We start from the raw sequence: 24,913 nt of genomic DNA on the forward strand, positions 1-24,913 counted from the left end.
AATGGCTGCCGTTAGGGCGTGGAAGGAGTCTTGTCCGGGGTGATCGTACCAAAGATTTGCTGAGCAAAAGTCAGTGAGGTATTTTGTTCGGCCAGCTTTTGCATGGCAGCCGTTGAATACGTAATTTCACCACGGAGGGCCTGGCGAAGCGCCCGGCTGATCGACTCTGCTGATTCAGAATTGACGGTCATTCCCAGCTTTTCCGCTTTTACCAGCGACCCCATATAGCCGAAGTCAGAGGAGATGAGGGGCTTTTGGGACAAGGCTGCTCTTACCATAATTGAACTCATGCCAACGTGCTTCTGGTACAGTGTCAGCACAAAATCTGACATTTCAAAAAGCAACTGTATGGCAGTACCCTTTATTTCCTTAAAGTACCGGACTATCTGCGCGCTGCTATTCATCGACGAAAGATGATCCTCCACGGTCTTTTGATACGCTTCTGTAATAGGACCGGCCAAAACGAGGGTAAGCCGGGCGCTTTCTTCTTCGGGCAGGCAACGGATGGCATCCAGCATCGGCTCTATGCCTTTGCGGTCGTCCAGGTAGCCAAACAGCAGAAATACAGTACGGTGGTCTTCTACCCCCAGGGACATTCTCAGGGCTTTTACTTCCGCGGCAGTTACGTCGTATCGCTTTACGGGATCGCTTAGGGGTACTACCCTAACCCGATTTGTCATTGCCTGAATGGCGGGTACCGAGGACTTATCCAGGCAAAAAAGATTAGTAAGAGCGCTGCTGGTGAGGACGCCTTTAAGTACCCACTTTTTTCTTAGTATTACTGATTTTTCTCTAAATGAAGTAGGTGCAGTGTCCGGGGAAGTATAATGAAAACTGGGGCGAAAATAAATTCCGGATACCGGACAAGGCGATTTCTTGCCCAGCCAAACGCCCAGTTGAAACAGGTCAAAGTACATGAGCACCGCATGGTCGGGACGAATTTTTTCGGCATACCTTACAAAGAGATTCCACTCGGCAAAGGCGCGACTTATCCGGGAGGCTTGTTGCGCCTGCCGAAGTTCCTGGTCGGTCAGTTCAATGAGGGTAAGGCGGGTTGAGGCCGTGTAGTCGGCTGGCAGAGAGGCTCCTAAACCACGGGGTGTCACTACGATTAGCTCCCCGGGCATGGTGTTATTGCACCAGTACTCAATTAAACAGGTAATATAATCGGAATGATGGCCATTCAGTATGGTGTCAAAAACCAGAAACTTCATACTACTGCGGACAGCCATACCTATATGTCAGTGTGGATATTTAATTACCAGTAAGCCTCAATCCTGAACAGAAAAAACGGGGCCCGGGTTTATCTTTTCTGTTCAAACCCGGGCCAATGTCATCCTCTCAGCCTACCAGCTTAGGGGTTTCACGATGAATGAGTGCTTCCCGATCGGGGCCGGTAGAAATAAAGCGAATGGGTAATTTCAGCTCATTTTCCAGGAATTCCACGTAAGCGGCCAGCCCGGCGGGTAGTTCGTCAAATCCGTGGATGGCGTCCAGGGACTGCTGCCAGCCGCCAAAGTCGCGGTATACCGGCTCAACATCCGTATCGCACAGGTCGTGGGGTAGTTGTTCCGTAACGGTACCGTCGGGCAGGCGGTAGTGGGTACATATCCGGATAGTATCAAAAATATTGAGTACGTCTACCTTCATCATGACCAGTTGCGTCACGCCATTGATCATAATAGCGTACTTGAGCGCGGGCAGATCCAGCCAGCCGCAGCGGCGCGGGCGTCCGGTTGTGGAGCCAAACTCACGGCCTTCCTGCCGCATGCGCTCTCCGGTTTCGTCGAGTAGTTCGGTCGGGAAAGGACCGCTACCTACCCGGGTACAGTAGGCCTTGAAGATACCGTACACCTCCCCAATCTGGCGGGGCGAAACGCCCAAACCGGTACAGGCTCCGGCGGTCATGGTATTGGAACTGGTAACGAAGGGGTACGACCCAAAATCAATGTCCAGCAGCGAGCCCTGCGCACCTTCGGCCAGAATGTTCTGCCCGCGTTCCAGCGCCTCATTGACCATGTATTCGCTCTCGACAAGGGCAAATTCTTTCATAAATTCCACCGCCGCAAAGAAATCTGCTTCCGCCTTCGGCAACAGGTCCTGGTAATCGAACTGGTGAAAGTCCAGAATTACCCGGTGTGCCTCCACCAGTTTCTGGTACTTCTCCCGGAAGCGGGCCGACAGAATATCCCCTACGCGCAGTCCCTGGCGGGCAATCTTGTCCGAGTAGGTAGGCCCAATGCCCTTGAGGGTGGAGCCTATTTTGGACTCTCCCTTGGCGCTTTCGTAGGCCGCATCCAGCAGGCGGTGCGTAGGTAGTATAAGGGCCGCTTTTTTTGAAACGTACAGGTTTTTTTTCAGGTCAAGGTTAAATTTGGCCAGGCCTTCTATTTCTCTGCGAAACACAATAGGGTCCAGTACTACGCCATTCCCGATTATATTCTGGATGTCGGTACGGAAAATGCCCGAAGGAATCTGATGAAGTACGTGTTTATGTCCGTCAAATTCCAGAGTGTGGCCAGCGTTGGGGCCACCCTGAAACCGGGCTACAACCTGGTACTGGGGGGCCAGTACATCCACAATTTTACCTTTTCCTTCGTCTCCCCATTGAAGACCAAGTAATACGTCAACTTTCATTCACTAGTTAGATTTAAGTACCCGAACGCTGATAAGAGTCTGCTGCTCCCCGGCACCCATTTGCGTGCCTATCTACGTCGTATAAATATTAAAGTATGTTGGAGAATCAGTACAGATAGCGTTGATGAAGTATACATTGAGGGCTTTTAATCTTCGGTTACCTGTCCCATGGGCTCTTCTTCGGGAATATCCTTTTTATTCTCGCAGTTGGACCGGGTACAGCTCCCGTAAAAAATCAGGGAATGATGTACTACGTTAAAGTGCAGCATCTCGCCCACCATGTTCTGAATGGACTGAATGCGGGGATCACAAAACTCCATTACTTTGTGGCATTCGGTACAGATCAGGTGGTCGTGCTGCTTGAAGCCGTACGACTTTTCGTACTGCGCCAGGTTTTTACCAAACTGGTGCTTCGTTACCAAGTCACAGTCTACCAGTACATCCAGGGTATTATAAACGGTAGCGCGGCTTACGCGATACTTTTTATTTTTCATGCTAATATACAGCTCATCCACATCGAAGTGGTCTTCGCGCATATATATTTCCTCCAGTATCGCGAAGCGCTCCGGCGTCTTTCGGAGCCCCTTGTTTTCGAGGTGAGCCGTCAGAATTTTTCGGGCGGCATCCAGGTTGGCTTTACGTCCTTGTGGCATAGCTTCCATAATCAGGTGCAAATTACGTGGTTTTTAGACTTAAATCACAGCAAGTCCAACAATCCATAACGTCATTTGCTATTTGGGGGTTCATTCTCAGGATACGGCGTTCAGGTTAGCGTCAAAACGTAGTACTTTAAAAACGCCGTCGACCCGGTCGAGCTTGTTAATGAGCATATCCAGGTGCTTGGTGTCCTGCACGTACAAACGGATATCTCCTTCAAAGACCCCGTCTTTGGTATCAATGGTAATACCCCGCATGTTTATATTCAACTCATTGGATATAATACGGGTTACGTCGTTGACCAGACCCATCCGGTCGGTGCCGGTAATACGCAGTCCCGCCAGAAACGCCTTTTCTTTCTGGGACTTCCATTTGGCCTTAATGACCCGGTTGCCGTGCTTGGACATCAGCTCCACGGCGTTGGGACAGGTAGTACGGTGAATTTTTATGCCTTCGTTAATTGTCACAAAACCAAAAACATCGTCTCCGGCGATGGGGTTACAGCAGGCGGCCAGCTTATAGTCAATTTTATCCATATCCTCCCCAATCAGCAGCGTGTCGCTGTCGGCGCGGTCGCCGTGGATATTCTTAAGCAGACTGGTAAAAGCTTTTCCATCCGGTGCCTCCTCGGGACTAATCTTGCTCTTGCGGTCTTTGGCCTCTTTGTACTTTTTAAACTTCTTAAGCTCATCCAGGTGAATGTAGCCTTTCCCAAGCCGGTAGAAAAGATCAGCGGGGGTTTTGCATTCAAAGAAAGCGCGTAGCTGGTTAATAACTTCGTGGTTGACCTCAACCCCCAGCGTTTTCAGTTTTTTCTCGGTCACTTGCCGCCCGTCTATTTCGTAGCGGCGGCTTTCTTCCTTGAGGTACTCTTTAATGCGCCCCCGTGCCTTGGAGGTAACCACAATCCGGAGCCAGTCCTCATTGGGCTTTTGCTTGTTGGAAGTAATGATCTCGACCTGATCCCCGTTGTGCAGGACGTAGCTGATAGGTACCAGGGTACCTCCTACCTTAGCCGCCATACACCGGGCCCCTACTTCCGAGTGAATATCAAAGGCAAAGTCCAGGGCGGTGGCGCCGCGCTGCAGTACTTTCAGCTCTCCCTTGGGTGTAAATACAAATACTTCTTCCGTAAACAGGTTGCTCCGGAATTCGTCCAGAAACTCAATGGCGGCGGTTTTGTCGCCCAGGCCGTTTTCGAGCGTTTCGCGCACCTGGTTAATCCAGGTTTCGATATTACCGCGCACGTTGGTGTTGTTACCCTTGTACTTCCAGTGGGCGGCGTAACCTTTTTCGGCTATCTCGTCCATACGGGCCGTCCGGACCTGTACCTCTACCCACTGTCCGCTCTTGCTCATCACCGTCGAGTGCAGCGACTGGTAGCCGTTGGCCCGGGGGGTACTTATCCAGTCTTTGAGCCGGTCCGGATTGGGCTTGAAATGATCGGTAACAATAGAGTACGCCTGCCAGCAGAAAGCTTTTTCGCGTTCAAACTCGGGGGGAGAATCCAGGATAATCCGGATAGCAAACAAGTCGTAGATTTCTTCAAAGGGCTTGTTCTGCTTACGCATTTTATTCCAGATGGAATAAATAGACTTGGGACGTCCCTTAATAACGTACTTGAATCCGGCCTCGTCAAGGTCGTGTTCGATGGGATCGGTAAAGCGGGCAATGAAGCGATCGCGGGCCGTTTTGGTTTCGCGGAGTTTGCGGGCCACGGCGCGGTAGGCCTCCGGCTCGGTGTACTTAAGGTAGAGGTCTTCCAGCTCCGACTTAATAGCGTACAGCCCCAGGCGGTGCGCCAATGGTGCGTATATATATATAGTCTCGGAGGCTATCTTAAGTTGCTTGTCGCGCGGCATGCTGTCGAGCGTACGCATGTTGTGCAGGCGGTCGGCCAGCTTGATCAGGATCACGCGCACATCGTCCGACAGCGTCAGCAGCATCTTCCGGAAGTTCTCGGCCTGCTGTGACGAGCCGTACTCAAACTTTCCGGAGATTTTGGTTAGCCCGTCGATAATCTGAGCTACCTTTTTACCAAACATACGGTCAATGTCCTCAATAGACATATCGGTGTCCTCGACCACGTCGTGCAGCAGCGCCGACACAATACCCGTGGTCCCCAGCCCAATCTCCTCCACCACGATCTGCGCTACGGCCAACGGATGATAAATATACGGCTCTCCCGACCTCCTGCGCATTTCTTTATGAGCTTCTACGGAGGTATTGAAAGCCTTTTTGATTAGCTTGGCATCGTTGTCCTTAAGATATGGCTTCGCTGTACGCAACAGCTTTCGGTATCTTTTAAGTATCTCTTTCCGCTCCTGCTCGAGATCAATCACAATAGCTTCCACATGTTTCTTTTTTTTCTGAAACTCTTTGTACCAAAATAACGGATTACCTGACGGATTACAATAGCAATTTTTAAAAGCTTAAAACTTGCCCAAAAATTAGGAACATTTATAAATATATATTTACCTTTGCACTCCCAAAATCAATTATCTCCTTTCGGGGAGCTGATTACCAAACGCGGGCGTGGCGGAACTGGTAGACGTGCTAGACTTAGGATCTAGTGCCGCAAGGCGTGGGGGTTCGATTCCCTCCGCCCGTACGAAAATAGGGTGGACGGGGCCTATATTCCCTACTATAAGTTGTTATTAGTATTGAATAGCTCCGTAGCAAACCCGTCAAAAGCCCTCAGACCGTTAGTTTTGAGGGCTTTTCTGTTTTAATTTCTTTGGAAAAAAGCCCTTTCCCCGGGCGTACAATGCAGGAAGAAAAAAGGAGAGTACCCGATTATTAACCTGTCCGTAAGTAACTTGAATTATAGGATTTTTATTTTAATATAACTGCATAACTAACCAATGGAAGTTCTGTTAGAGAAGAGCTCGCCGACCACGGCTTCGCTCAAAGTGATGCTTACCCGGGAAGACTACCAACCCAAGGTAGATAAAACCATCAAAGATTACTCCAAGCGGGTCAATCTGAAAGGGTTCCGGCCCGGGAAGGTACCTACGCATGTTGTAAATCGTATGTATGGCAAGAGCATTCTGGTGGATGAAGTAAACCATATGCTTAGCCACGCCGTGAGCGACTATATCCGTGATAACAAGCTTCAGATAGTAGGTGACCCCCTGCCCGACCGCGAAAAAGCGGCCGCCATCGACTGGGACCAGCAGACCGAATTTGAGTTTGTGTACGACCTGGGGCTGGCCACCGACTTTGAAATTGATTTCAGTACTATTCCGGCGGTACCTCACTACACCATCAACGCCGACGAGCAGGAGTTGGAAAGTACCCTTACCAACCTGCGCGAGCGCTTTGCCGACAGCAGCCATCCGGAGGTTTCCGAAGAAGGTGATATGCTGTACGGAGAGCTGAAGCAGGAGTCGTCGGAGTTCTCGACCAAAACGGCCATCCCGACCAGGCAGCTTAACGCCGAGAGCCTGTCTAAGTTTGTAGGCATAAACAAAGGGGACAGCCTTACTTTCGATATCCAGAATACCTTTGCTGACGCTTCGGCCATTGCCCACGTGACCGGCAAGAAAAAAGAAGACGTGGAGCAGCTTTCGGGTGAGTTTACCTTTGTGGTAGAAGATATTACCCGCACCGCCCCCGCCGAAGTAAACCAGGAGTTTTTTGACAAGGTACTCGGACCGGGTCAAGTAGAAAACGAAGAGCAGTTCCGCGAAAAGGTACTTGAAATAATCAAGAGCAACTACGCCCGCGAAGCCGAAACCCTGCTTCGCCGCGATATGGAGCAGGCCCTGCTGAACTCTGTTTCCATTGAGCTGCCGGCCGACTTCCTGAAGGACTGGCTCGAGCGCAGCAACGAAGGCAAGTTCAGCCGTGAGCAGATTGAAGAACAGTACGACGATTTTGAGAAATCGCTGAAACTAAGCCTGATCAAAAATAAGATTGCTGAAAAGCATGATGTAAAGGTAGAGTACCCCGAACTGCTCGAATACACCCGCAATATGGTACGTGGCCAGTTTGGCATGTACGGCGAAGACGACAGCATGAAGGATACCATTGACCGCATCGCGGCCGGGTACCTGGCTGACAAAGAGCGCGACAACTACTCTAACGTGTTCAATCAGGTATTTGACAGCAAGGTACTTGACGTAATCCGGGACCAGATAGCTACCGATGAGCAGACCGTCGAAGTAAGCGAGTTTGAGCGCATAGCCCGCGGCGAGGACAAAGAGTAAGTAGCTTGGGGCTTCCCTGGTTTCTGATAAGTACTACAATAAATAAAAACGGCGGGCCGGAGCAATTTGCCCCGGCCCGCCGTTTTTATAAGAGGTACCTCTAAATACTAATACAGGCTTCCTGGTACCACTTTACCACTCGTAAACAATTGAAAGCTCTAAGCAAAAATGCCTAAAGCATACAGCCTACCGCTTAAAGCCCTTTAAAACCCAATCTTCTCCCGGCTTTCCTGGGCTTTACGAACCAGGGCCGCCGCTACCCATTCCTGAAACTTACGCTGCCACTGTTCCAGCGCCTGGCGCAACTGGGCGTTTTCGAGGTTGAGGCGCTGGTTTTCCCGGTGCAGCCATTCGGTTTCGGTCAGGGTACCTGCGGCTGACCAGCCTAGTAGTTCCGGCAGGGGTACCTCAAGTACCTGTGTAATTTTTTCCAGCCGCGACAGCGTCAGTTCGGTGCGGCCGCGTTCGATATCACCGTAGGCCGTAGTAGACAGACCGAGCGTGTCGGCCATATTTTCCTGCGATAAGCCTTTCTGTAGGCGTAACTGGCGCAGGCGCTCTGGTAAGTTAGCTACTGTTTGCATACCCATTCCGGAATCATTAGTGGTCTGTAAAAGTCGCCTTATCGGTTGTTCCGACTATTTATCAGTCTTGCCGATAAGGATAATCTGAAATAATACCCATTTTTGTAAAGAACAACCCAAAGCCGCAGAACATTCATGCGAAACTAAGTCTTTGTGGTTTTGGTTGTTTTTGTTATCACTTATTTTCAACTTGTCATTTTCAAAATCATTAAATGAATAGGAATGAATCACGGAGACGAATTTAGAAAATACGCTGTACACCACCTGGGCATGAATGGCCTGACCGTAGACGGCTACGTAAAACACACCGTTGAAAACATGACCCGCGCCGTTATTGAAGAGCGCCCCATGAATTTCCGCGAGGTTGATGTATTCTCCCGTCTGATGGCCGACCGCATTATTTTTATGGGTACCGGCGTAGACGACAATATTGCCAATATTATAGTGGCCCAGCTGCTGTTCCTGGAGTCGGCCGACGCCAAGAAGGATATCCTGATGTACATCAACAGCCCCGGTGGCTCGGTGTACGCCGGTTTGGGTATTTATGATACCATGCAGTACGTTCGTCCCGACGTAGCTACCGTATGTACCAGCCTGGCGGCTTCGATGGGAGCCGTATTGCTGGCCGGCGGAGCCGCCGGTAAGCGGGCCGCGCTTCCCCACGCCCGCGTCATGATTCACCAGCCTTCGGGTGGCGCTCAGGGGCAGTCGACCGACATTGAAATCACGGCCCGTGAAATTATCAAACTGCGCGATGAGTTGTACGAGATTCTGGCCAAGCATACTGGTCAAACGAAGGAAACCATTGAGAAAGACTCGGACCGGGATAAGTGGTTCCGGTCTGGTGAGGCCAGAGACTATGGTCTTATTGACGAGATTCTTACGCGCGACAAATAAAAAAAGAGGACTATCCCCTTCTGAAAAAACCTGTGAGGTATCCCTGAGAGCCTTACAGGTTTTTTTTTAGGCCCTGGTACCCGGCCCGCTTGGTTAGCCGACCAAAAAACCGGAACTTTACGAACTTTTCTGTCCGGGTTGGGGTAGTACTCCCAATCGCTACAAGCGAAAGGCAGGGGCCGGAACTTCGTTTCCTGCGTCATATTGCAACGGGCAGGACAGAAAACAATGAATACTACTACCCAACCAAAGGGCCTATTCTCCTAAATACCTGACAGCTGACTCTTATTTTTCTATTATATAAATTGACGAAATGGCACAAGTAAGTTGTTCATTCTGCGGACGCCGAAAAAACGAAGTGGAACTTTTACTTTCGGGAATAGATGCCCATATCTGTAATCACTGCATTACGCAGGGGCATCAGGTGGTGATGGAAGAGATGAACCCGAAGGAGAAGAAAGAAAAGAAACCAAAGCTACCCAAGCTCAACCTGATTACGCCGGTCGAGATGAAGCAGTTTCTGGAGCAGTACGTCATCGGGCAGGATGAAGCCAAGCGTACGCTGGCGGTAGCGGTCTACAATCATTACAAACGCCTTACCCAGCCCGTGTCGGACGACGATGTAATTATTGAGAAGTCCAACATTATTATGGTAGGTGAAACCGGTACGGGAAAAACCTTCCTGGCCCGCTCCATCGCCCGCATTCTGCAGGTACCTTTTTGTATTGCCGACGCCACTACCGTAACCGAAGCCGGCTACGTGGGTGAAGACGTCGAGACCATTCTGACCCGCCTGCTACAGGCCGCCGACTACAACGTGGAAGCCGCCGAGCGGGGCATTGTCTACATTGACGAAATTGATAAGGTGTCGCGCAAGTCTGACAACCCCTCCATTACCCGCGACGTAAGCGGCGAGGGGGTGCAGCAGGCCATGCTTAAGCTCCTGGAGGGTTCTATCGTGAACGTACCGCCGCAGGGGGGCCGCAAGCACCCCGACCAGAAGATGATCGCCCTGAATACGGAGAACATCCTGTTTATATGTGGTGGCGCTTTTGACGGTATCGAGCGCCATATTGCCAAGCGGATCAATACCCGCCCTATCGGGTTCTCGGGCGACAACCGCATCATTGAAATATTTGACAAAGGCAACCTGATGCGGTACGTAACGGCGCAGGATCTGAAGTCGTTCGGGCTGATACCCGAGTTGATCGGCCGTTTGCCGGTACTGACGCACCTTGACCCGCTCGACCGCCCTACCCTTAAGCGTATCCTGACCGAACCCAGAAACGCCCTGGTGAAGCAGTATAAAAAGCTGTTCAGCATGGAGGATATCGACATTCACTTTGAAGATGACGTACTGGACTATATCGTTGACCAGGCCGATGCCTACAAACTGGGCGCGCGCGGTTTGCGGGCTATCTGCGAGTCCATCATGACCGACGCCATGTTTGAGCTGCCTTCTATAAAAGAAGTGAAGGAATTTACGGTTTCACTGGACTACGCCCGCGATAAGTTTGAGAAATCATCCCTTTCGCTGCTGCGCTCGGTAGCATAGCTAATCCGCTAATCTTACCCCCTACCCCCGCCTTTCTGAAAGAGCGGGGGTATTTTTTTGATAAAGTTTCTTTATTTTGGACCCATATTTCAAAATTTAGCGAATCGTGGAAAACTGGCTATCTAATAAATCTATTGTTATAATCGGTGGAACTACCGGTTTGGGACTATCGGCCGCTCAGGCATTTGTGCGGAATGGCGCCAACGTAGTAGTAGTGGGTCGTAATCCCGAGAGCTGTCTCATGGCGGAGGTGGAGCTGGGGCGTCAGGTACGCGCCAAGCAGGGCGATGCTACCCAACCCCAAACCGCGCTTGATGCTATTCAGTTGTGTGTCCGTGAGTTTGGCAGCTTTGACGGCCTGTACCACGTAGCGGGTGGCAGCGGTCGCAAGTACGGCGACGGCCCCCTACACGAGCTTACGCTGGAAGGCTGGAACCGCACCTTTGAAATGAACATGACCTCGCTGATGCTCTCCAACCAGGCCGCCGTTCAGGCTTTTATGGGGCTGAACAAAGGAGGAACCATTCTGAATATCGGTTCGGTACTGGGACAGTCACCTTCGCCGCACTACTTCTCTACCCACGCTTACGCCGCCTCCAAGTCGGCCGTGATCGGGTTTACCAAGTCGGTGGCTTCCTACTACGCCCGCTACGATATCCGGATCAATGTGCTGGCGCCCGCGCTGGTAGATACCCCCATGTCTCAACGGGCCTCGAAGGACGACCAGATCCTGAAATTTATCCAGCAGAAACAACCCCTCGACGGCGGGCGCAACGGCATACCTGCTGATCTGGACGGCGCGGCGGTCTATTTCATGTCGGACTACTCTAAATTTGCTACCGGTCAGGTATTGACCGTCGACGGTGGCTGGGCGCTCACCGAAGGTCAATACTGAGCCGGAGCTATGAGCGTCGCGATAGGCATTGACCTGGGAGGTACCAACATAAAAGGCATCCTGATAAACGAGGCGGGGGAAGTACTTAAACAACACTACATACCTACGCAGGACGATGCGCAAGGGCTATGGCGGGAAAACGTAAAGGAAATGGTCAGGTACCTGCAGAACTACTGGCAGGAGCCCGTAAGTACCGTGGGGCTTTCCGCCCCCGGACTGCCCGACGCCACCAACCGCAGTATTGCGTTTCTGCCCAACCGCCTCCCCGGACTGGAAAACTTCGTTTGGGGTGATTGTTTTGAACTACCTACCTACGTACTCAACGACGCCCACGCCGCCCTCATGGCCGAAGCCGCCTTTGGTGCCGCCATGGGCGACCGGAATGTAGTACTTTTGACCCTGGGTACGGGCGTAGGGGGCGGTATCCTGCTCAACGGCGAACTTTACCAGGGCCTCTCGCAGATGGCCGGACACCTGGGCCACCTGTGCCTCAACACCAGCGACGACGAGTGCAGCATAGTAGGTATGCCGGGCAGCTTAGAGTACGCCATCGGTAACTACTCCGTAGCCAAACGCTCCCGCAACCGCTTTACCTCTACCTGGGAACTAGTCGAAGCTTACCGCCAGGGCGACCACTTTGCCTCCTACGTATGGCTCCATTCGGTACGGTCACTGGCGGTGGCGCTGAGTTCTATCATCAATGTATTCTCACCCGAGCGTATTGTGCTGGCGGGGGGCATTACCCTGGCCGATGACGCTCTGTTTGAGCCGCTCCGCTCCTTTCTCGACGTGTACGAATGGCGGCCGGGCGGCAAACAAACGCCCATTGTCCAGGCGCAGTTCGGCGACATGGCCGGGGCTATCGGGGCGGCGAGTTTTGCGCTGAGAAAGAGTTAGGAGTTGTTAGCCGTTAGCTATCAGGTGTTAGCTTCTTTTTCATTATAATAGGAGCCTATCGTCCGTTTCCTGTGTCTCCACCGGCTGTGCCGGATATCATTGATTTAAAAAAGTTTTTTGTCAATCAAGTACCTGACCATGAAGTACCTATTGATTCCCCTTTTCATACTCCTGACCAGCCTGCTGGCTTCCGCCCAGACCCTGCTCCCCTTCGATAAGTACTTCCGGGAAGCCGACGTTACCGGTAGCTTCAGCCTGTACGATTTGGGCAAAAAGCAGTACTTTACGACGGATAAAGCGGAGTTCAGAAAAGCTACCTCACCCGCTTCGACCTTTAAGGTACCTAATACCTTTATTGCACTGGAAGAAAAGGCTATCAGGGACGAAAACGAAGTACTTAAGTGGGACGGTACCCAGCGGATGGTACCCGCCTGGAATCAGGACAACGACCTGAAAATGGCCTACAAGAACTCTACGGTATGGTTTTACCAGGAGCTGGCCCGGCGTATCGGTGCGGATAAGTACAAGAGCTACCTTAAACGGCTTGACTACGGCAACCGGGAGATCAGCGGCGGGTTGACGCAGTTCTGGCTGGGAACGAGTCTGAAAATCTCTCCCGAAGAGCAACTGAAATTTTTGCAAAAAGTACATAATGAGTCGCTGCCTTTCAGCGAGCGTACCTACCGGATCGGGAAGGAAATCATGGTAGAAGAAAAGACTGATGCCTATACGCTGCGCGCCAAAACCGGCTGGGCCGAAGTGGACCCTTCCGATATTGGCTGGTACATTGGCTACGTAGAGTCGAAGGGCAATGTCTATTTTTTCGCTACCCGAATCTATAAACCGCTCGACGAGAAAATGGATGATTTCGGTCCGAAACGAAAAACCATTACCCGCCAAATCCTGCACGATTTAACTATTCTTTAACTAAGTACCTACTACTACCCCACCTTCATGAACGTAATTCAGGAGTATATAGATAAAAGCCGGGCCATACTGGACACCGTCGCCAACCAGGAGTCTGCTATTCAAACCGCCGCCCGCTGGTTTACCGACACCATTCTGGCCGGACGCATGGTACACGTGTTCGGGAGCGGCCACAGCCGTATTATGGTGGAAGAAATGTGGCCCCGCTACGGCTCTTTTCCCGGTTTCAACCCCATTGTAGAGCTGTCGCTGACGTTTCATAACCTGGTGGTAGGGGCCAACGGGCAGCGGCAGGCCATGTTTCTGGAGAATGTACCCGGTCTGGCCGATCGCATCCTGCGTAACTTTGACCTGTCGGATCAGGATACGGCGCTGGTTATTTCGTCGAGCGGCTGCAACGTAGTACCCATCGAGATCGCGGAGCTGTTTCAGCAGCGGGGCGTAAAGGTAGTAGCTTTGATTACGAAAGAACATTCCGAAAAGAGTACTTCCAAGCGAGCTGATGGCAGGAAACTGGGCGACTTTGCCGATCTGGTACTCGATACCGGCGCTCCGGTGGGCGATGCCATGGTACAGGTACCGGGGCTGGATACGCCCGTGGCTCCCGGAAGTACCCTCGGCGGGGCTGTACTGGTCAACTGTATCAAGGCCGAAGTAGCCCGACTGCTAACCGAGGCGGGGCAACCGCCCAAGGTACTTAGTGCCGGCGTGGTAGTGGGTGCCGAACGGGCCGTAGAGCTGTTTGAAGCGGCCTACGACGAGCACGCCCACCGCCTGGCCCGACTGTACGCGCAGGTGGGGAAATAGCTGATAGCTGCTACATTTGTTCCCAATTGTACAGACAAGATGTCAAATGAAGCCTGAGTCTCAACGGGCAAGGGGAAAAGGCCCTAACTTTTTAACCATTACAATAGTACATAGCCTAGAATTAGCCTCAAAATTTTGAGAATGACGATACAGAGAATTTTAATGTTGATAATTACAATATTCTTACTTGGCTCTTGTGACGAAAAAGCCGAGAATTATGAATATTACAGATTTAGCAAACAAATAACGCCAAGTGGAAAATATATAATCTATGATTATGCAAGATATGGACCTATGGCTTTTAGTTCAGACATTTCGAGAACAGAGGTATTAAAAGCTTACGATACTTTCACAGAAGGCAAAGGTGAAGAAATAAATGGAGCAATAAGTGAATGGATTTCAAATGATACACTATTGGTTTTTAATTTTAAATCAAACTTAGAACAGCCACAAGATACTTTTCCCACAAAGGTTAAATACCAGGAAATAGGAGATTTTACTGTGAAGACGGTATTTTATGGAGCGTCGAATGCTGGTTACAGGTCAATATTAGACTTTGACTCTATCCGGACAACTAACGATTCTATTTTCATTCACTTGGTAAGAGACAAGAATGAAATTTTACGTTTCCCTCTTGGCGCTACAACAATACAGATAAGAGGAGATTCTATTTCTCATATAGCAGTATCGACAAGACTAAATAAGAGTATGAATTTCGTCTATAAAAATAAAGACGGGACTATTACTCGTGGACTTCCTGAAATTGGAACAACTTGGTATGACCTGACACCAATAGGAAAAATTTTACCCAAAGGGTTAAACAAAAAGAAAATATTTTGGGAAGAATAAAATGGTGTTCATATGGGTTTGACGCAATGTGAGCTTACTTACAGAATTTAAGGTTTATATTTTGATCAAACGTTTTTGATGGCTGAAAGTAAAGTGCTTCGAAATCCCCCACAGCAGCAAGTCTCGCCCGCTTACCATCTATTTAAGTAGTAGCCTATTACTACTTTACAAATTCTAACAAACCAACTCTTAATCTATTTGACCCATGCAACCTACTCCCATACGTACTACCGTTATCGGCAGCTATCCTTTTCCCGGCTGGCTGGAATTCGCTTCCCAGAACCTCGAAAAATTTGGTCCCGCCGACGTGGACGAAATGATCGAGGACGCCGTAGTGGCCGCCATTCACGACCAGGTTTCGGCCGGGCTGGATGTAATCTCGGACGGTGAGCAGACCCGGCTGGACTTCAACCTGTCGTTTTACGGATTCCTGAAAGGCTTGCAGCCCAATCATTCCGAAACGCGTAAGTTTGGCCCGCCCGCCCACGACCAGCGCGGCAAGCATAGCGTGGTGGAGCCACTGACCGCTCCCAATGGACTGGGTGCCGTAGCGGAATACAAACGCCTCAAACGCCTGGCACCGGCGGGACCTACGCTCAAAGCTTCGATACCCGGGCCCTATACCCTCAGCGGCCGGATGATCCCCGATGGCAACCTGTACAAAGACCGCTACGACCTGACCGAAGCGCTGCTGCCTTTTGTCCGGAAAGAGCTGGAAGACCTGGTAGCGGCGGGCTGCACCGAAATCACCGTGGATGAACCTTCCATGAGCTGCTACGCCTACCGCGAAAATACCCGTCGCTTCGTGGATATATTTAATCGTACCGTTGCGCCCATTGTCGGAAAATGTCGCCTTTCGACGCATCTTTGCTTCGGTAATTTCAAGGGCCGCCCCGTCGGGTACCGCAAGCTGCACCCCATGTTGCCCGACTTTCTGGACCTGAGCGTAGACGAAGTACACGTAGAGATGGCCAACCGGGAGTTTGACGAGCTGGAACTGATCGCGGAGTTCGGGCAGAAGATGGACGTGGCCGTCGGGATCATTGACGTCAAAAACTACTACGTCGAAAGCGTAGCCGATGTGGTGGAGCGGATTCACCGCTGTTTGAAGTACCTGCCCGCCGAGAAACTGGCCGTGGCGCCCGACTGCGGCCTCAGCCAGACCGCCCGCTGGGCCTCCCGCCAGAAGCTGGCGAATATGTGCGCCGGTGCCCGGCAGGTAAAGGAGGAGCTGGGGCTGTAATGTACTGCCGCCACTATGTACCCCTTAGTCTGTTCACTAAGGTACTACTAGTAACGGTCGATGTATATGCCCTTTTCCCGTCTGGAATGTTAAGGTATACCTGCCGGCTGGCAGTTGGTTAACCCGGACTATAGCTTGGTTAGAACGTACTGGTACGGATTGAACAGGCACCTCACGTCCGGCGATATCTGTAAGCAGAATACGTTGAACCTGCTCCCCCTCCGGCCATTCAAGGGTGGCCTCTGTCCGGCATGGATTAGGATACACCACCCAGCGATCTGCTTCCGGGGGTGCCGTCGATAAAATAGGGTCCTGGAAGATTGGCAGGATCTCGTAGTCTGTACCTAGCAGTACCTTACGTACCGTAGCCTCATTGGCACCAAACCAATCCGTCAGCAGCGTAGCGTATAGCTGACGAAAGTCCGTCTGGATTCTGACATTATTCTTTTCCAGGTTCTTCAGGTCAGGGGTACGACCTATCCACTGGGTTTTTACTGCCTCTCCGAACACAAACTGCGGAGAAGCCCAGCCGTGGTCGGTCCCCCGGCTCCCGTTGGACTGTGCCCTACGGCCAAACTCAGAAAAAGTGATTCCTACTACCCGGTCGGCCAGTCCCATGACTTTCAGGTCTCCCTGAAAAGCCTTCACAGCCTCCGAAAGTTGCCGGAGAAGATTAGCATGAACCCCCTGGGTTTTGTCGCCGGTATCCACCTGCCCTGAATGGGTATCAAATCCTCCCAACGATACGTAAAAAACCTTTGTTTTCAGTCCCCCATGCAGAAGCCGTGCTATCACTCTGAGCTGCTCTGACAGCCGGTTACCCGTTGGATAGGATACCTGATTCGCTCCCTTTGCAGCTGCCGACTGGAGCTGTTTGGCATACGCAACAGACGACACCTGCTGCTCCCGGATAAAGGTAAGGTACTCCCTGGCCAGCTTACCACCCGTCTCGGGTGCACTGGCAGGCCGCTCCCCAATAAGACGGGCAAAAGTGTTGATATCCTGAATAGCGAGCGCCACCGACTGGTTTGGCCCCAGCAATGCCGTCGAAGGAACCGAGCTGATCTGAATAGCCAGCGGATCAGGCATAGTATCGTTGGGATAGCCACCCGGATAGTTGGTGAAACGAGCATCAAGGTAACGTCCCAACCAGCCTGATGAAAGAGAATTGGTGTTGGTACTGGCCTTAAACCATATGTCATTAGCCTCAAAATGAGAAAAACTTGGATTAGCGTACCCTACATTTTCAACTATGGCTAACTGCCCATCGCTGTACAAGTTCTGAAAGCCGCTCATGCTGGGGTGAAGGCCTGCATCCAGGCGGTTAGCTAGCTTCAGGACTTTATTTTCTGGTATGGCTATGGTGGTACGCAGGTTATTATACAACCCCATCTGATCCAGTGGAATGACTGTATTCAGGCCGTCGTTCCCCCCGTTGAGTTGAATTACAATCAGCACTCTGTCATTAATCTCAGAGGTAGTAGATAAGGCCGACAGAAAAGCGGAGGCCTGACTACTGTAGGCCCGCGCTCCAAAGCCATTCAATGCCCAGGGCAGAATAGCTGAGAATGCCGATTTTTGCAGGAATGTGCGACGGTTCATGGACAGAGAATGGAAAAGATTAACAAAGCTGGTACTCGGCCAGTCTGAACAGGTACATAAAGAGCGCCATGAGCCTGGTGTGCACCGCCAGAAATCTGGACTGGTTATCTTTACCAGCCTGATAGGCATTCCATATTCCGGTCCACTCGTAACGCGGTATACCTTCCAGAAATACATCGTCAACCAGCCTGGTGAGTATTTCATCCGAAAGAGGAACGGCTATGAACCACCCCCACAACTCTCTGATCAGCACTACCGGATCGCTGGGTTCAGACACGCTACCTGCGACATGGATCAGATCCGTATATATTCCCCGGAGAGGGAGGCCCTGAATTACCTGGTCCGTGAACTGCCCGCGCAGCCCCAGACTTGTACCACTAATCCACAGTTTATACAAGCCGGTGTCGTAATAGGGACGCCACCCAAAGACGGTAGCCTGCTCCATAACTTCCATCTCGAGAGGGCGTGTAAGACCCAGAATATAATTTGTAAAGCCATCGTACCCGCTTCGGTTGCTTATAGGTGACGGTGCTGCAAGTCCCAAGCCTAGCAGAGTACCGATAGCCAGGTCCAGGGGCGATTTTATCTGAGCGCCTATTTGACTTTCTGCGAAGAAATGTTCACTTCTAAGAAGCTTTTTCACCACAGGGGCCACTTCATAATCCTGGCGAAACTCTGCTGCCAGGGGCTCAATAAAATTTTCTTCAATCTCTTTACTGATTTCCGCCGCCACAAACCAACGGTACAGCTTACGAACAATAAACCGGGCCGTTTCCGGCTGCTGCAGAATCATATCCACGAGAGCTTCCAACTCAGCAAGTCCTACATCGCTTTTGATGACTTTGTTCTGGAAGTGGGCTGAAAATTGCTTGTTGTCGCTATCGTGCTGATTGAACCTGAAATTGACTCCGACAGTGGGCGTGTTGGCGTTGCGGTAGCCTACCGCCTGCCATCCGGTCAAAACCCGGGCGGCGGCCTTTACATCTTCCTCTGCGTAGTTCCCCAGACCAATCGTAAACAGCTCCATCAGCTCGCGGGCGTAATTTTCGTTGGGTCGGCCTACTACATTTTCGTTTCCATTCAGGTACCAGAGCATGGCCGGATCCTGGGTGATTTCTAACACAAACGTCCGGAAATTTCCGAGAGCGTGCTTTCGCAGGAGATCGTTGTACCGGTACATGAAGCGTACATCGTTCACATCCTGGGAGGCCACCACGAAATGGTTTTGCCAGAACAGGACCATTTTCTCTCTAAACCGGTGCGCAGGCTGAGCCATGAGCCCTATCCACCACTGTTTCAGAAGCTGACGCTGCTGATTGTTCAGGTTGTTCCGGGTATCCTGTGTAGTTTCGGGGGCACCAAAAGACAGATCATGGAATGTTTTACCGGTAGCATCGGTAGGGGGAGGGGGCGGTTCAACTGGCGCCATGAGTAAGTCAACAACCTGAGCGGCCGTTTGTCCCCTATACTGTGCCTCAAAGCCAAGCTGAGGACCAGATATCGCCCGGCGCAGCAGATGAGCCAGTTGGGAAGTAGTGAGTGAAACCTCGTAGATATCTAGCCAGGGCATAAAAAATTTAGTAGAACATCGTGGAGTACCGGTTGTTATAGACTTCTATCACAATGAGGTACATTTAAAGTCTAAACTACTGAATCGGTCCTGGTTACCTGCTTAATGTGACCAGTAATAGAACAAAGTTAGTGAAGAATTATAAGAAGTAAAAGGAGGTAAATAACTACTCATCATATACCCGATGCAATGAATGCACAGATAACCCGATTATACCAGGATGTTGAATTTCTGACAACCATAAAACCTTACCGGAACTACCAGAACCTACAGTCGCTGGAACGGGTAGTTACCTACCTCGAGCGTGAATTCAAAGAAGCGGGCTCTCCCACCGAAATCCAAACCTGGGTTGCGGCGGGAAATGAATACAAAAATATCATTGCCTCCTATAACCCCGGCGCTACCCGTCGGCTGGTGGTAGGAGCCCACTATGACGTGGCCGGCGACCAGCCCGGCGCCGACGATAACGCCAGCGCCGTGGCGGGCCTGCTCGAAACGGCGCGGCTGGTGTTCGCGCAAAAGCCCGCCCTTGACTACCGCGTTGACTTTGTAGCTTACTGCCTGGAAGAACCTCCGTTCTTCGGTTCGGAGCAGATGGGAAGCTACGTACACGCGAAATCCCTTCATGACCAGAAGGCCGAGGTACTTGGGATGCTCTGCTACGAAATGATCGGGTACTTCTCGGATGCGCCGGGTTCGCAGCACTTTCCTACCCCTGAGCTGGCGAAGTTGTATCCCCATACCGGCAATTTTATTATAGTAGTGGGCATTGATTCCTACGCGGACTTTACCAACCAGGTGCACCGCCTCATGCAAGTCGACGCGAATATTGATGTGCAGGTCATTACATTCCCATCGGGGGACGGCCTGGCCGGGCTATCTGACCAGCGTAGCTATTGGAAATTTGGGTATCCGGCTCTGATGATCAACGACACCTCCTTTATCCGGAACCCCCATTACCATAGAAAATCGGATACCATCGAAACCCTTGATTTTAAAAGGATGGTCGAAGTAGTGAACTGTACCTACCGGGCTATCACTCACTTTACCTGAAACCCGGAAAAGTCCGGTTGCTTTATTCCAAAGCGCGCCTCCGCTGCAAATTTGGAAATATTAAGATCTTTTTTTATACTTTTCTCTGATACGCTGTCCTTTACTTGCATCTACCATTCAATTTTCATTTATTTCTTAACCTATCTGTACCCTTAGCCGTACCATACCCTAAGCGCTAAGTACCTTTTTGAACTAATCATTTTTAAAAAATGCTGAGCCGCGTTGCCAATTCTATTTACTGGATGAACCGCTACATGGAGCGGATCGAAAATTACGCTCGCTTTGTAGGAGTTAATTTTAATCTGGCCCTCGACCTGCCGCCTAATGTAGACGAGCAGTGGGAACCGCTCCTGATCGCTACGGCCGATAATTTTTTGTTTTATCAGTACTACGAAAAGCCCACGCGGGAGGATATCATTCATTTCATGACTTTTGACAAGCGCAACCCCAACTCCATTGTGAGCTGCTTGTCGGAAGCCCGCGAAAATGCCCGCACCATCCGCGAAACCATTTCCCGGGAGATGTGGGAAAGTATCAATACGTTCTATCTGAAGCTGCGCGATACCTCGCCGGACCACTTCCGGAATATGGACCAAATGCAGGAGTTTTTTAACGACATAAAACGGGACTGTCAGCTTTTTCACGGCGTGGTTGACTCTACCATAACGCGCAACGAGGCCTGGCACTTTGGCCGGATAGGGCGCCACCTCGAGCGGGCCGACAAAAGCTCCCGCTTCCTGGACGTCAAGTATTTTACCCTGTTGCAGGACACCAACACCGTAGGCTCCACGCTGGACCTGATGCTTTGGACGGCTGTGCTCAAGTCCGTGAGTGCCTACAATATGTACCGGCAGACCCACCGCGCTCTGACCCCAATGAACATCGTAGCGTTCCTGATCCTGGACAAGCTTTTTCCCCGGTCTATTTCCTACTGCATGCGTCAGGCCGAGCTATCGCTTTATTGTATTGCCGGTTCTACGCCCGAAAGAGGGTATACTAATCCGGCCGAAAAAGCGCTCAGTAAGCTGCGGAGCGAAATAGAATATACCGAAATAGAGGATATTTTCCGGGCGGGCCTGCACCAGTACCTCGATGGGTTCCAGATTCGCAACAACGAGGTGGATAACGCCATTTTTGAAATGTACTTCGGCCTTAAGCCGGTTCAGTCCCAAAGCCAGGGAGTTGGCGGACAATTCCAGAGTCAGCGAATGGACTGACAAAACTTTTTTTTAACTTAGCGGTTCGTGAACAAAGGCAATTACCCTTTTTGTTCACCATTTAACCACTTCCTAAAGTAGCCCATTACTCTATGACGTATTGCCTTGGTATAAAGGTAGCTTCCGGCTTAGTAGCTATTGCTGATACTCGCCTCACTTCTGGGTCCGAAGTATCCAGTAATAAGAAGGTATCCGTGCATCAGCTCGAAAATCACTCCCTGTTCATTATGACCTCGGGGTTACGTTCGGTGCGCGATAAGGCTATTACCTACTTTAAAGAGGTACTTGACGAACAGGACGACACTTTTAATAAACTCTACAAGGCCGTCAACGCCTTTGGAGCGCAGGTCAGGCGGGTAGCCGAAGAAGACAAAGTACCCCTGCTCGACGCCGGCCTGTCGTTTAACCTGTACGCCATTGTGGGCGGGCAGCTCGAAGACGACGAAGAGCATAAGCTTTTTCTGCTGTACCCCGAAGGTAACTGGATAGAGGTAGGGCAGGGCTCGCCCTTTTTTATTATTGGCAACTCGGGCTACGGCAAGCCGCTCCTGTACCGCAGTCTGCGCTATGATACTTCCATGCAGGATGCCCTGAAAATGGGGGTACTTTCCTTTGACTCAACCCGCGTGAGTTCCAATGACGTAGACTATCCCGTCGATGTCGTTATGTATGAAAAAGACTCTTTCCATATCATAGAACATCGCTTCGAAAAAGACGATTTGGATTATATTGCCAAACAGTGGAGTGTTTTGCTTAAAAATGCAGTACAAAAACTGCCCGTTGAGTGGATGACCCCCATCTTCTCAAAATATTCGGAACCACACCATGAATCTTAAAGTAAAGCACCGGCTTGCCTATGCGTACGATAAGGCCGTAGCACTAACCCCACACACCCTGTACCTGTACCCCCGCTCGTACCCCCACCAGCAACTCATTGATTACAAGCTTCGGGTTGACCCCCAGCCCGCCAGTATTGTCCGGAATGTTGACGCTGAGGGCAACGTACAGCAGATAGTTTATTTCGGGGAGCCAACCAGCCGCCTCTTAGTGGAGGCATCCATGGTACTTAGTTCCCATGAGTTTAATGTGTTTGATTTCGTACTGTTTCCTTTCAACACCAAAAATATTCCCTTCCAGTACCCCGAGCACCTCTATAAGTACCTGGTTCCGTACCTGGGCCGCAACGAAATCACGCCCTACGTCGAGCAGTTTTCCCGGCAGATTGCCGCCGAAGCCAGGTGGGAAACGGTACCTTTTCTGGTGGAGCTCGGCCGGTACATCTACGAAAACTTCGCCTATCAGCTGCGTGAGCAAGGCAACGCGCTTCCACCCGAAGATACCCTCCGCGACCGCTGCGGCTCGTGCCGGGACTTCTCACGGCTTTTCATTGCCGCCTGCCGGAGTCTGGGAATTGCTGCCCGTTTTGTGAGTGGGTACCTGTACGGTAACCCGCAGCAGGAGCACGAGCTGCACGCCTGGGCGGAGGTATATCTGCCGGGAGCGGGCTGGCGTGGTTTTGACCCCACCGAAGGCCGGGCCATTATGAATAATCATATCAGCCTGGGTGCTTCCGCTGATTTTGACCAGTTGGCACCCGTTATGGGTACATTCCAGGGGCAGGCTGCCTCCACCCTTTCTACGGAGGTTGACATTGACCCCGCCTGAGCCTAACTACCGTTGGATAGAAAGGCACACTGAATTAAAACATTAATCCTGACTGAACAAAAATTTCTACTTTTGTACCCAAACTAACTAGTAACACTGACCTGTGACGCTGATAAAATCTATTTCCGGGATTCGGGGAATCATTGGAGGAAAAACCGGTGAAGCCCTTACCCCAGTTGACGTCGTGAAATTTGCCGCCGCCTACGGTACCTGGCTGCGCCGAACCAATCCTACTAATCATCTGGTCATTATCGGGCGCGACGCCCGCCTTTCGGGCGACATGGTAAGCCGCCTGGTAGCCGCTGCCCTCCAGGGGGTGGGGCTCAACGTACTTGATCTGGGCCTGTCAACCACGCCAACGGTCGAGCTGGCCGTACCGCTCGAAAAAGCCGCCGGAGGTATTATACTTACCGCCAGCCACAACCCAATGCAATGGAATGCACTGAAACTACTTACCCATACCGGTGAGTTTATTTCGGGTGAAGAAGGTAAAGAAGTACTTCGAATAGCCGAAGCAGAGGAATTTGACTTTGTGGATGTAAAAAAACTGGGTACCTACCAGCAGGACGAAAGCTACCTGGCCAAGCACATCACCCATATACTTTCTCTCCCGCTGGTAGACCAAGACGCCATCCGGGCGGCTAATTTCCGGATAGCGGTTGATGCCGTGAACTCAACGGGCGGTATTGCCGTACCCATGCTGCTGCAGGCGTTGGGGATTCCGATGGAAAATATCCTTCGGATCAACTGCGAACCAACGGGCCACTTTGCGCATAATCCGGAGCCTCTGCCGGAGCACCTGCGGGAGATTCGCAGCGAAATCAAGAATGGCTCGTATCACCTGGGGGTGGTAGTTGACCCGGACGTAGACCGCCTGGCGCTGATCTGTGAGGATGGCTCTCCCTTTGGCGAAGAATACACCCTGGTGGCCGTAGCCGACTATGTACTTAAGCACCAGCCTGGTAACACGGTCTCCAACCTGTCGTCGACTGCCGCCCTGCGCGACGTAACCCTGAAAGCCGGAGGTAAGTACTTTGCCTCGGCCGTGGGCGAGGTCAATGTAGTAACGATGATGAAAGAGCACCAGGCTGTTATCGGGGGCGAAGGCAACGGAGGCGTTATTTATCCCGAATCACACTACGGACGCGACGCTCTGGTAGGGATAGCCTTATTCCTGAGCCACCTGGCCAAGTTTGGAAAGTCGGCCTCCATGCTACGCAGGTCGTATCCCAACTACCATATTTCCAAGAATAAAATTGAACTCACACCCGATATCGACGTAGACCACGTACTGGAGCGTATCCAGACGCGTTACGCCAAACAACCCATGAATACCATCGACGGGGTACGCATTGAGTTTGATAAAGAGTGGGTACATCTGCGTAAGTCCAATACGGAGCCTATTATCCGCATATACTCCGAATCCGAAACCCGCACTACCGCCGAAAATCTGGCGAATAAAATCATTTCGGATATCAAGGAGGTACTTTCGGATCGTAAGAACTAGGTTTATCAATAAGAACGCCGAAGCCCGCCCTTTCCGGCGGGCTTCTTTATTTGCATTGACAAGTAATTATTTTTATCCCCACCGCAGGCATTGTATATTTGTACTAAATACACCGGCCCACTGGTACTTACAACGGTACC

General features: G+C 51.2%; 21 protein-coding genes and 1 tRNA gene. 15 read left to right on the plus strand and 7 right to left on the minus strand.

Annotated elements, in window-relative coordinates:
* Positions 1–11: 11 nt before the first annotated feature.
* The 4 genes from VGN67_RS09385 to VGN67_RS09400 all read right to left on the minus strand — a co-directional run bounded on the left by VGN67_RS09385 (position 12) and on the right by VGN67_RS09400 (position 5,636).
* Positions 12–1,214, minus strand: coding sequence for a glycosyltransferase (locus tag VGN67_RS09385; protein ID WP_327486552.1), 1,203 nt, complete (start codon positions 1,212–1,214; stop codon positions 12–14).
* A 127-nt stretch (positions 1,215–1,341) separates the two neighbouring features.
* Positions 1,342–2,637 (minus strand): adenylosuccinate synthase, encoded by a 1,296-nt coding sequence (locus tag VGN67_RS09390; protein ID WP_327486553.1) that lies wholly within the window; start codon positions 2,635–2,637, stop codon positions 1,342–1,344.
* 146 nt (positions 2,638–2,783) lie between these two features.
* On the minus strand, positions 2,784–3,290 hold the full coding sequence (locus VGN67_RS09395) for a transcriptional repressor (RefSeq protein ID WP_327486554.1): 507 nt from the start codon (positions 3,288–3,290) through the stop codon (positions 2,784–2,786).
* Positions 3,291–3,386: 96 nt separating this feature from the next.
* Entirely contained in the window at positions 3,387–5,636 is a 2,250-nt protein-coding gene (locus VGN67_RS09400) for a RelA/SpoT family protein (protein ID WP_327486555.1), read from the minus strand.
* A gap of 187 nt (positions 5,637–5,823) precedes the next feature.
* Here VGN67_RS09400 and VGN67_RS09405 point away from each other — a divergent pair.
* Both VGN67_RS09405 and tig read left to right on the plus strand, forming a co-directional pair.
* Positions 5,824–5,905 (plus strand) — tRNA-Leu (locus VGN67_RS09405).
* A gap of 253 nt (positions 5,906–6,158) precedes the next feature.
* Positions 6,159–7,505, plus strand: a complete 1,347-nt coding sequence (gene tig / locus VGN67_RS09410) for a trigger factor (protein WP_327486556.1) — start codon at positions 6,159–6,161, stop codon at positions 7,503–7,505.
* Positions 7,506–7,708: 203 nt separating this feature from the next.
* Here the strand turns inward: tig and VGN67_RS09415 are convergent, their stop codons facing one another.
* Entirely contained in the window at positions 7,709–8,089 is a 381-nt protein-coding gene (locus tag VGN67_RS09415) for a helix-turn-helix transcriptional regulator (protein WP_327486557.1), read from the minus strand.
* 222 nt (positions 8,090–8,311) lie between these two features.
* Here VGN67_RS09415 and VGN67_RS09420 point away from each other — a divergent pair, with 222 nt between their 5' ends.
* From VGN67_RS09420 to VGN67_RS09455, 8 genes are all read left to right on the plus strand, one after another.
* Positions 8,312–8,986 (plus strand): ATP-dependent Clp protease proteolytic subunit, encoded by a 675-nt coding sequence (locus VGN67_RS09420; protein WP_327486558.1) that lies wholly within the window; start codon positions 8,312–8,314, stop codon positions 8,984–8,986.
* A 313-nt stretch (positions 8,987–9,299) separates the two neighbouring features.
* Positions 9,300–10,541, plus strand: coding sequence for an ATP-dependent Clp protease ATP-binding subunit ClpX (gene clpX / locus VGN67_RS09425; RefSeq protein ID WP_327486559.1), 1,242 nt, complete (start codon positions 9,300–9,302; stop codon positions 10,539–10,541).
* A gap of 106 nt (positions 10,542–10,647) precedes the next feature.
* Positions 10,648–11,436: an SDR family oxidoreductase gene (locus VGN67_RS09430; RefSeq protein ID WP_327486560.1), complete on the plus strand. Its 789-nt coding sequence runs from the start codon at positions 10,648–10,650 to the stop codon at positions 11,434–11,436.
* A 9-nt stretch (positions 11,437–11,445) separates the two neighbouring features.
* Positions 11,446–12,333, plus strand: a complete 888-nt coding sequence (locus VGN67_RS09435) for an ROK family protein (RefSeq protein WP_327486561.1) — start codon at positions 11,446–11,448, stop codon at positions 12,331–12,333.
* 138 nt (positions 12,334–12,471) lie between these two features.
* Positions 12,472–13,260, plus strand: a complete 789-nt coding sequence (gene blaOXA / locus VGN67_RS09440; protein WP_327486562.1) for a class D beta-lactamase — start codon at positions 12,472–12,474, stop codon at positions 13,258–13,260.
* Positions 13,261–13,287: 27 nt separating this feature from the next.
* Positions 13,288–14,067: an SIS domain-containing protein gene (locus VGN67_RS09445; protein WP_327486563.1), complete on the plus strand. Its 780-nt coding sequence runs from the start codon at positions 13,288–13,290 to the stop codon at positions 14,065–14,067.
* Positions 14,068–14,208: 141 nt separating this feature from the next.
* Entirely contained in the window at positions 14,209–14,916 is a 708-nt protein-coding gene (locus tag VGN67_RS09450; protein WP_327486564.1) for a hypothetical protein, read from the plus strand.
* Between the two features lie 205 nt (positions 14,917–15,121).
* Positions 15,122–16,159: a methionine synthase gene (locus VGN67_RS09455; protein ID WP_327486565.1), complete on the plus strand. Its 1,038-nt coding sequence runs from the start codon at positions 15,122–15,124 to the stop codon at positions 16,157–16,159.
* A 36-nt stretch (positions 16,160–16,195) separates the two neighbouring features.
* Here the strand turns inward: VGN67_RS09455 and VGN67_RS09460 are convergent, their stop codons facing one another.
* Both VGN67_RS09460 and VGN67_RS09465 read right to left on the minus strand, forming a co-directional pair.
* Positions 16,196–17,761, minus strand: coding sequence for a DUF1501 domain-containing protein (locus VGN67_RS09460; protein WP_327486566.1), 1,566 nt, complete (start codon positions 17,759–17,761; stop codon positions 16,196–16,198).
* Between the two features lie 19 nt (positions 17,762–17,780).
* Entirely contained in the window at positions 17,781–19,331 is a 1,551-nt protein-coding gene (locus VGN67_RS09465; protein ID WP_327486567.1) for a DUF1800 domain-containing protein, read from the minus strand.
* A gap of 189 nt (positions 19,332–19,520) precedes the next feature.
* Between VGN67_RS09465 and VGN67_RS09470 the strand changes: the two genes are divergently transcribed.
* From VGN67_RS09470 to glmM, 5 genes are all read left to right on the plus strand, one after another.
* Complete coding sequence (locus VGN67_RS09470; RefSeq protein ID WP_327486568.1) at positions 19,521–20,384, plus strand: M28 family peptidase; 864 nt, start codon at positions 19,521–19,523, stop codon at positions 20,382–20,384.
* A 209-nt stretch (positions 20,385–20,593) separates the two neighbouring features.
* The gene (locus VGN67_RS09475; RefSeq protein WP_327486569.1) at positions 20,594–21,601 is read left to right on the plus strand and encodes an alpha-E domain-containing protein; all 1,008 of its coding nucleotides are present in this window, start codon (positions 20,594–20,596) and stop codon (positions 21,599–21,601) included.
* A gap of 92 nt (positions 21,602–21,693) precedes the next feature.
* Positions 21,694–22,437 (plus strand): peptidase, encoded by a 744-nt coding sequence (locus VGN67_RS09480; RefSeq protein ID WP_327486570.1) that lies wholly within the window; start codon positions 21,694–21,696, stop codon positions 22,435–22,437.
* Positions 22,427–23,266: a transglutaminase family protein gene (locus VGN67_RS09485; protein WP_327486571.1), complete on the plus strand. Its 840-nt coding sequence runs from the start codon at positions 22,427–22,429 to the stop codon at positions 23,264–23,266. The genes VGN67_RS09480 and VGN67_RS09485 overlap by 11 nt, the downstream gene beginning before the upstream one ends.
* Positions 23,267–23,369: 103 nt before the next feature.
* Positions 23,370–24,773, plus strand: a complete 1,404-nt coding sequence (glmM, locus tag VGN67_RS09490; RefSeq protein WP_327486572.1) for a phosphoglucosamine mutase — start codon at positions 23,370–23,372, stop codon at positions 24,771–24,773.
* The last annotated feature ends 140 nt before the right edge of the window (positions 24,774–24,913 follow it).

This window comes from Telluribacter sp. (assembly GCF_035998675.1).
In the GTDB taxonomy this organism is placed as follows: domain Bacteria; phylum Bacteroidota; class Bacteroidia; order Cytophagales; family Spirosomataceae; genus Telluribacter.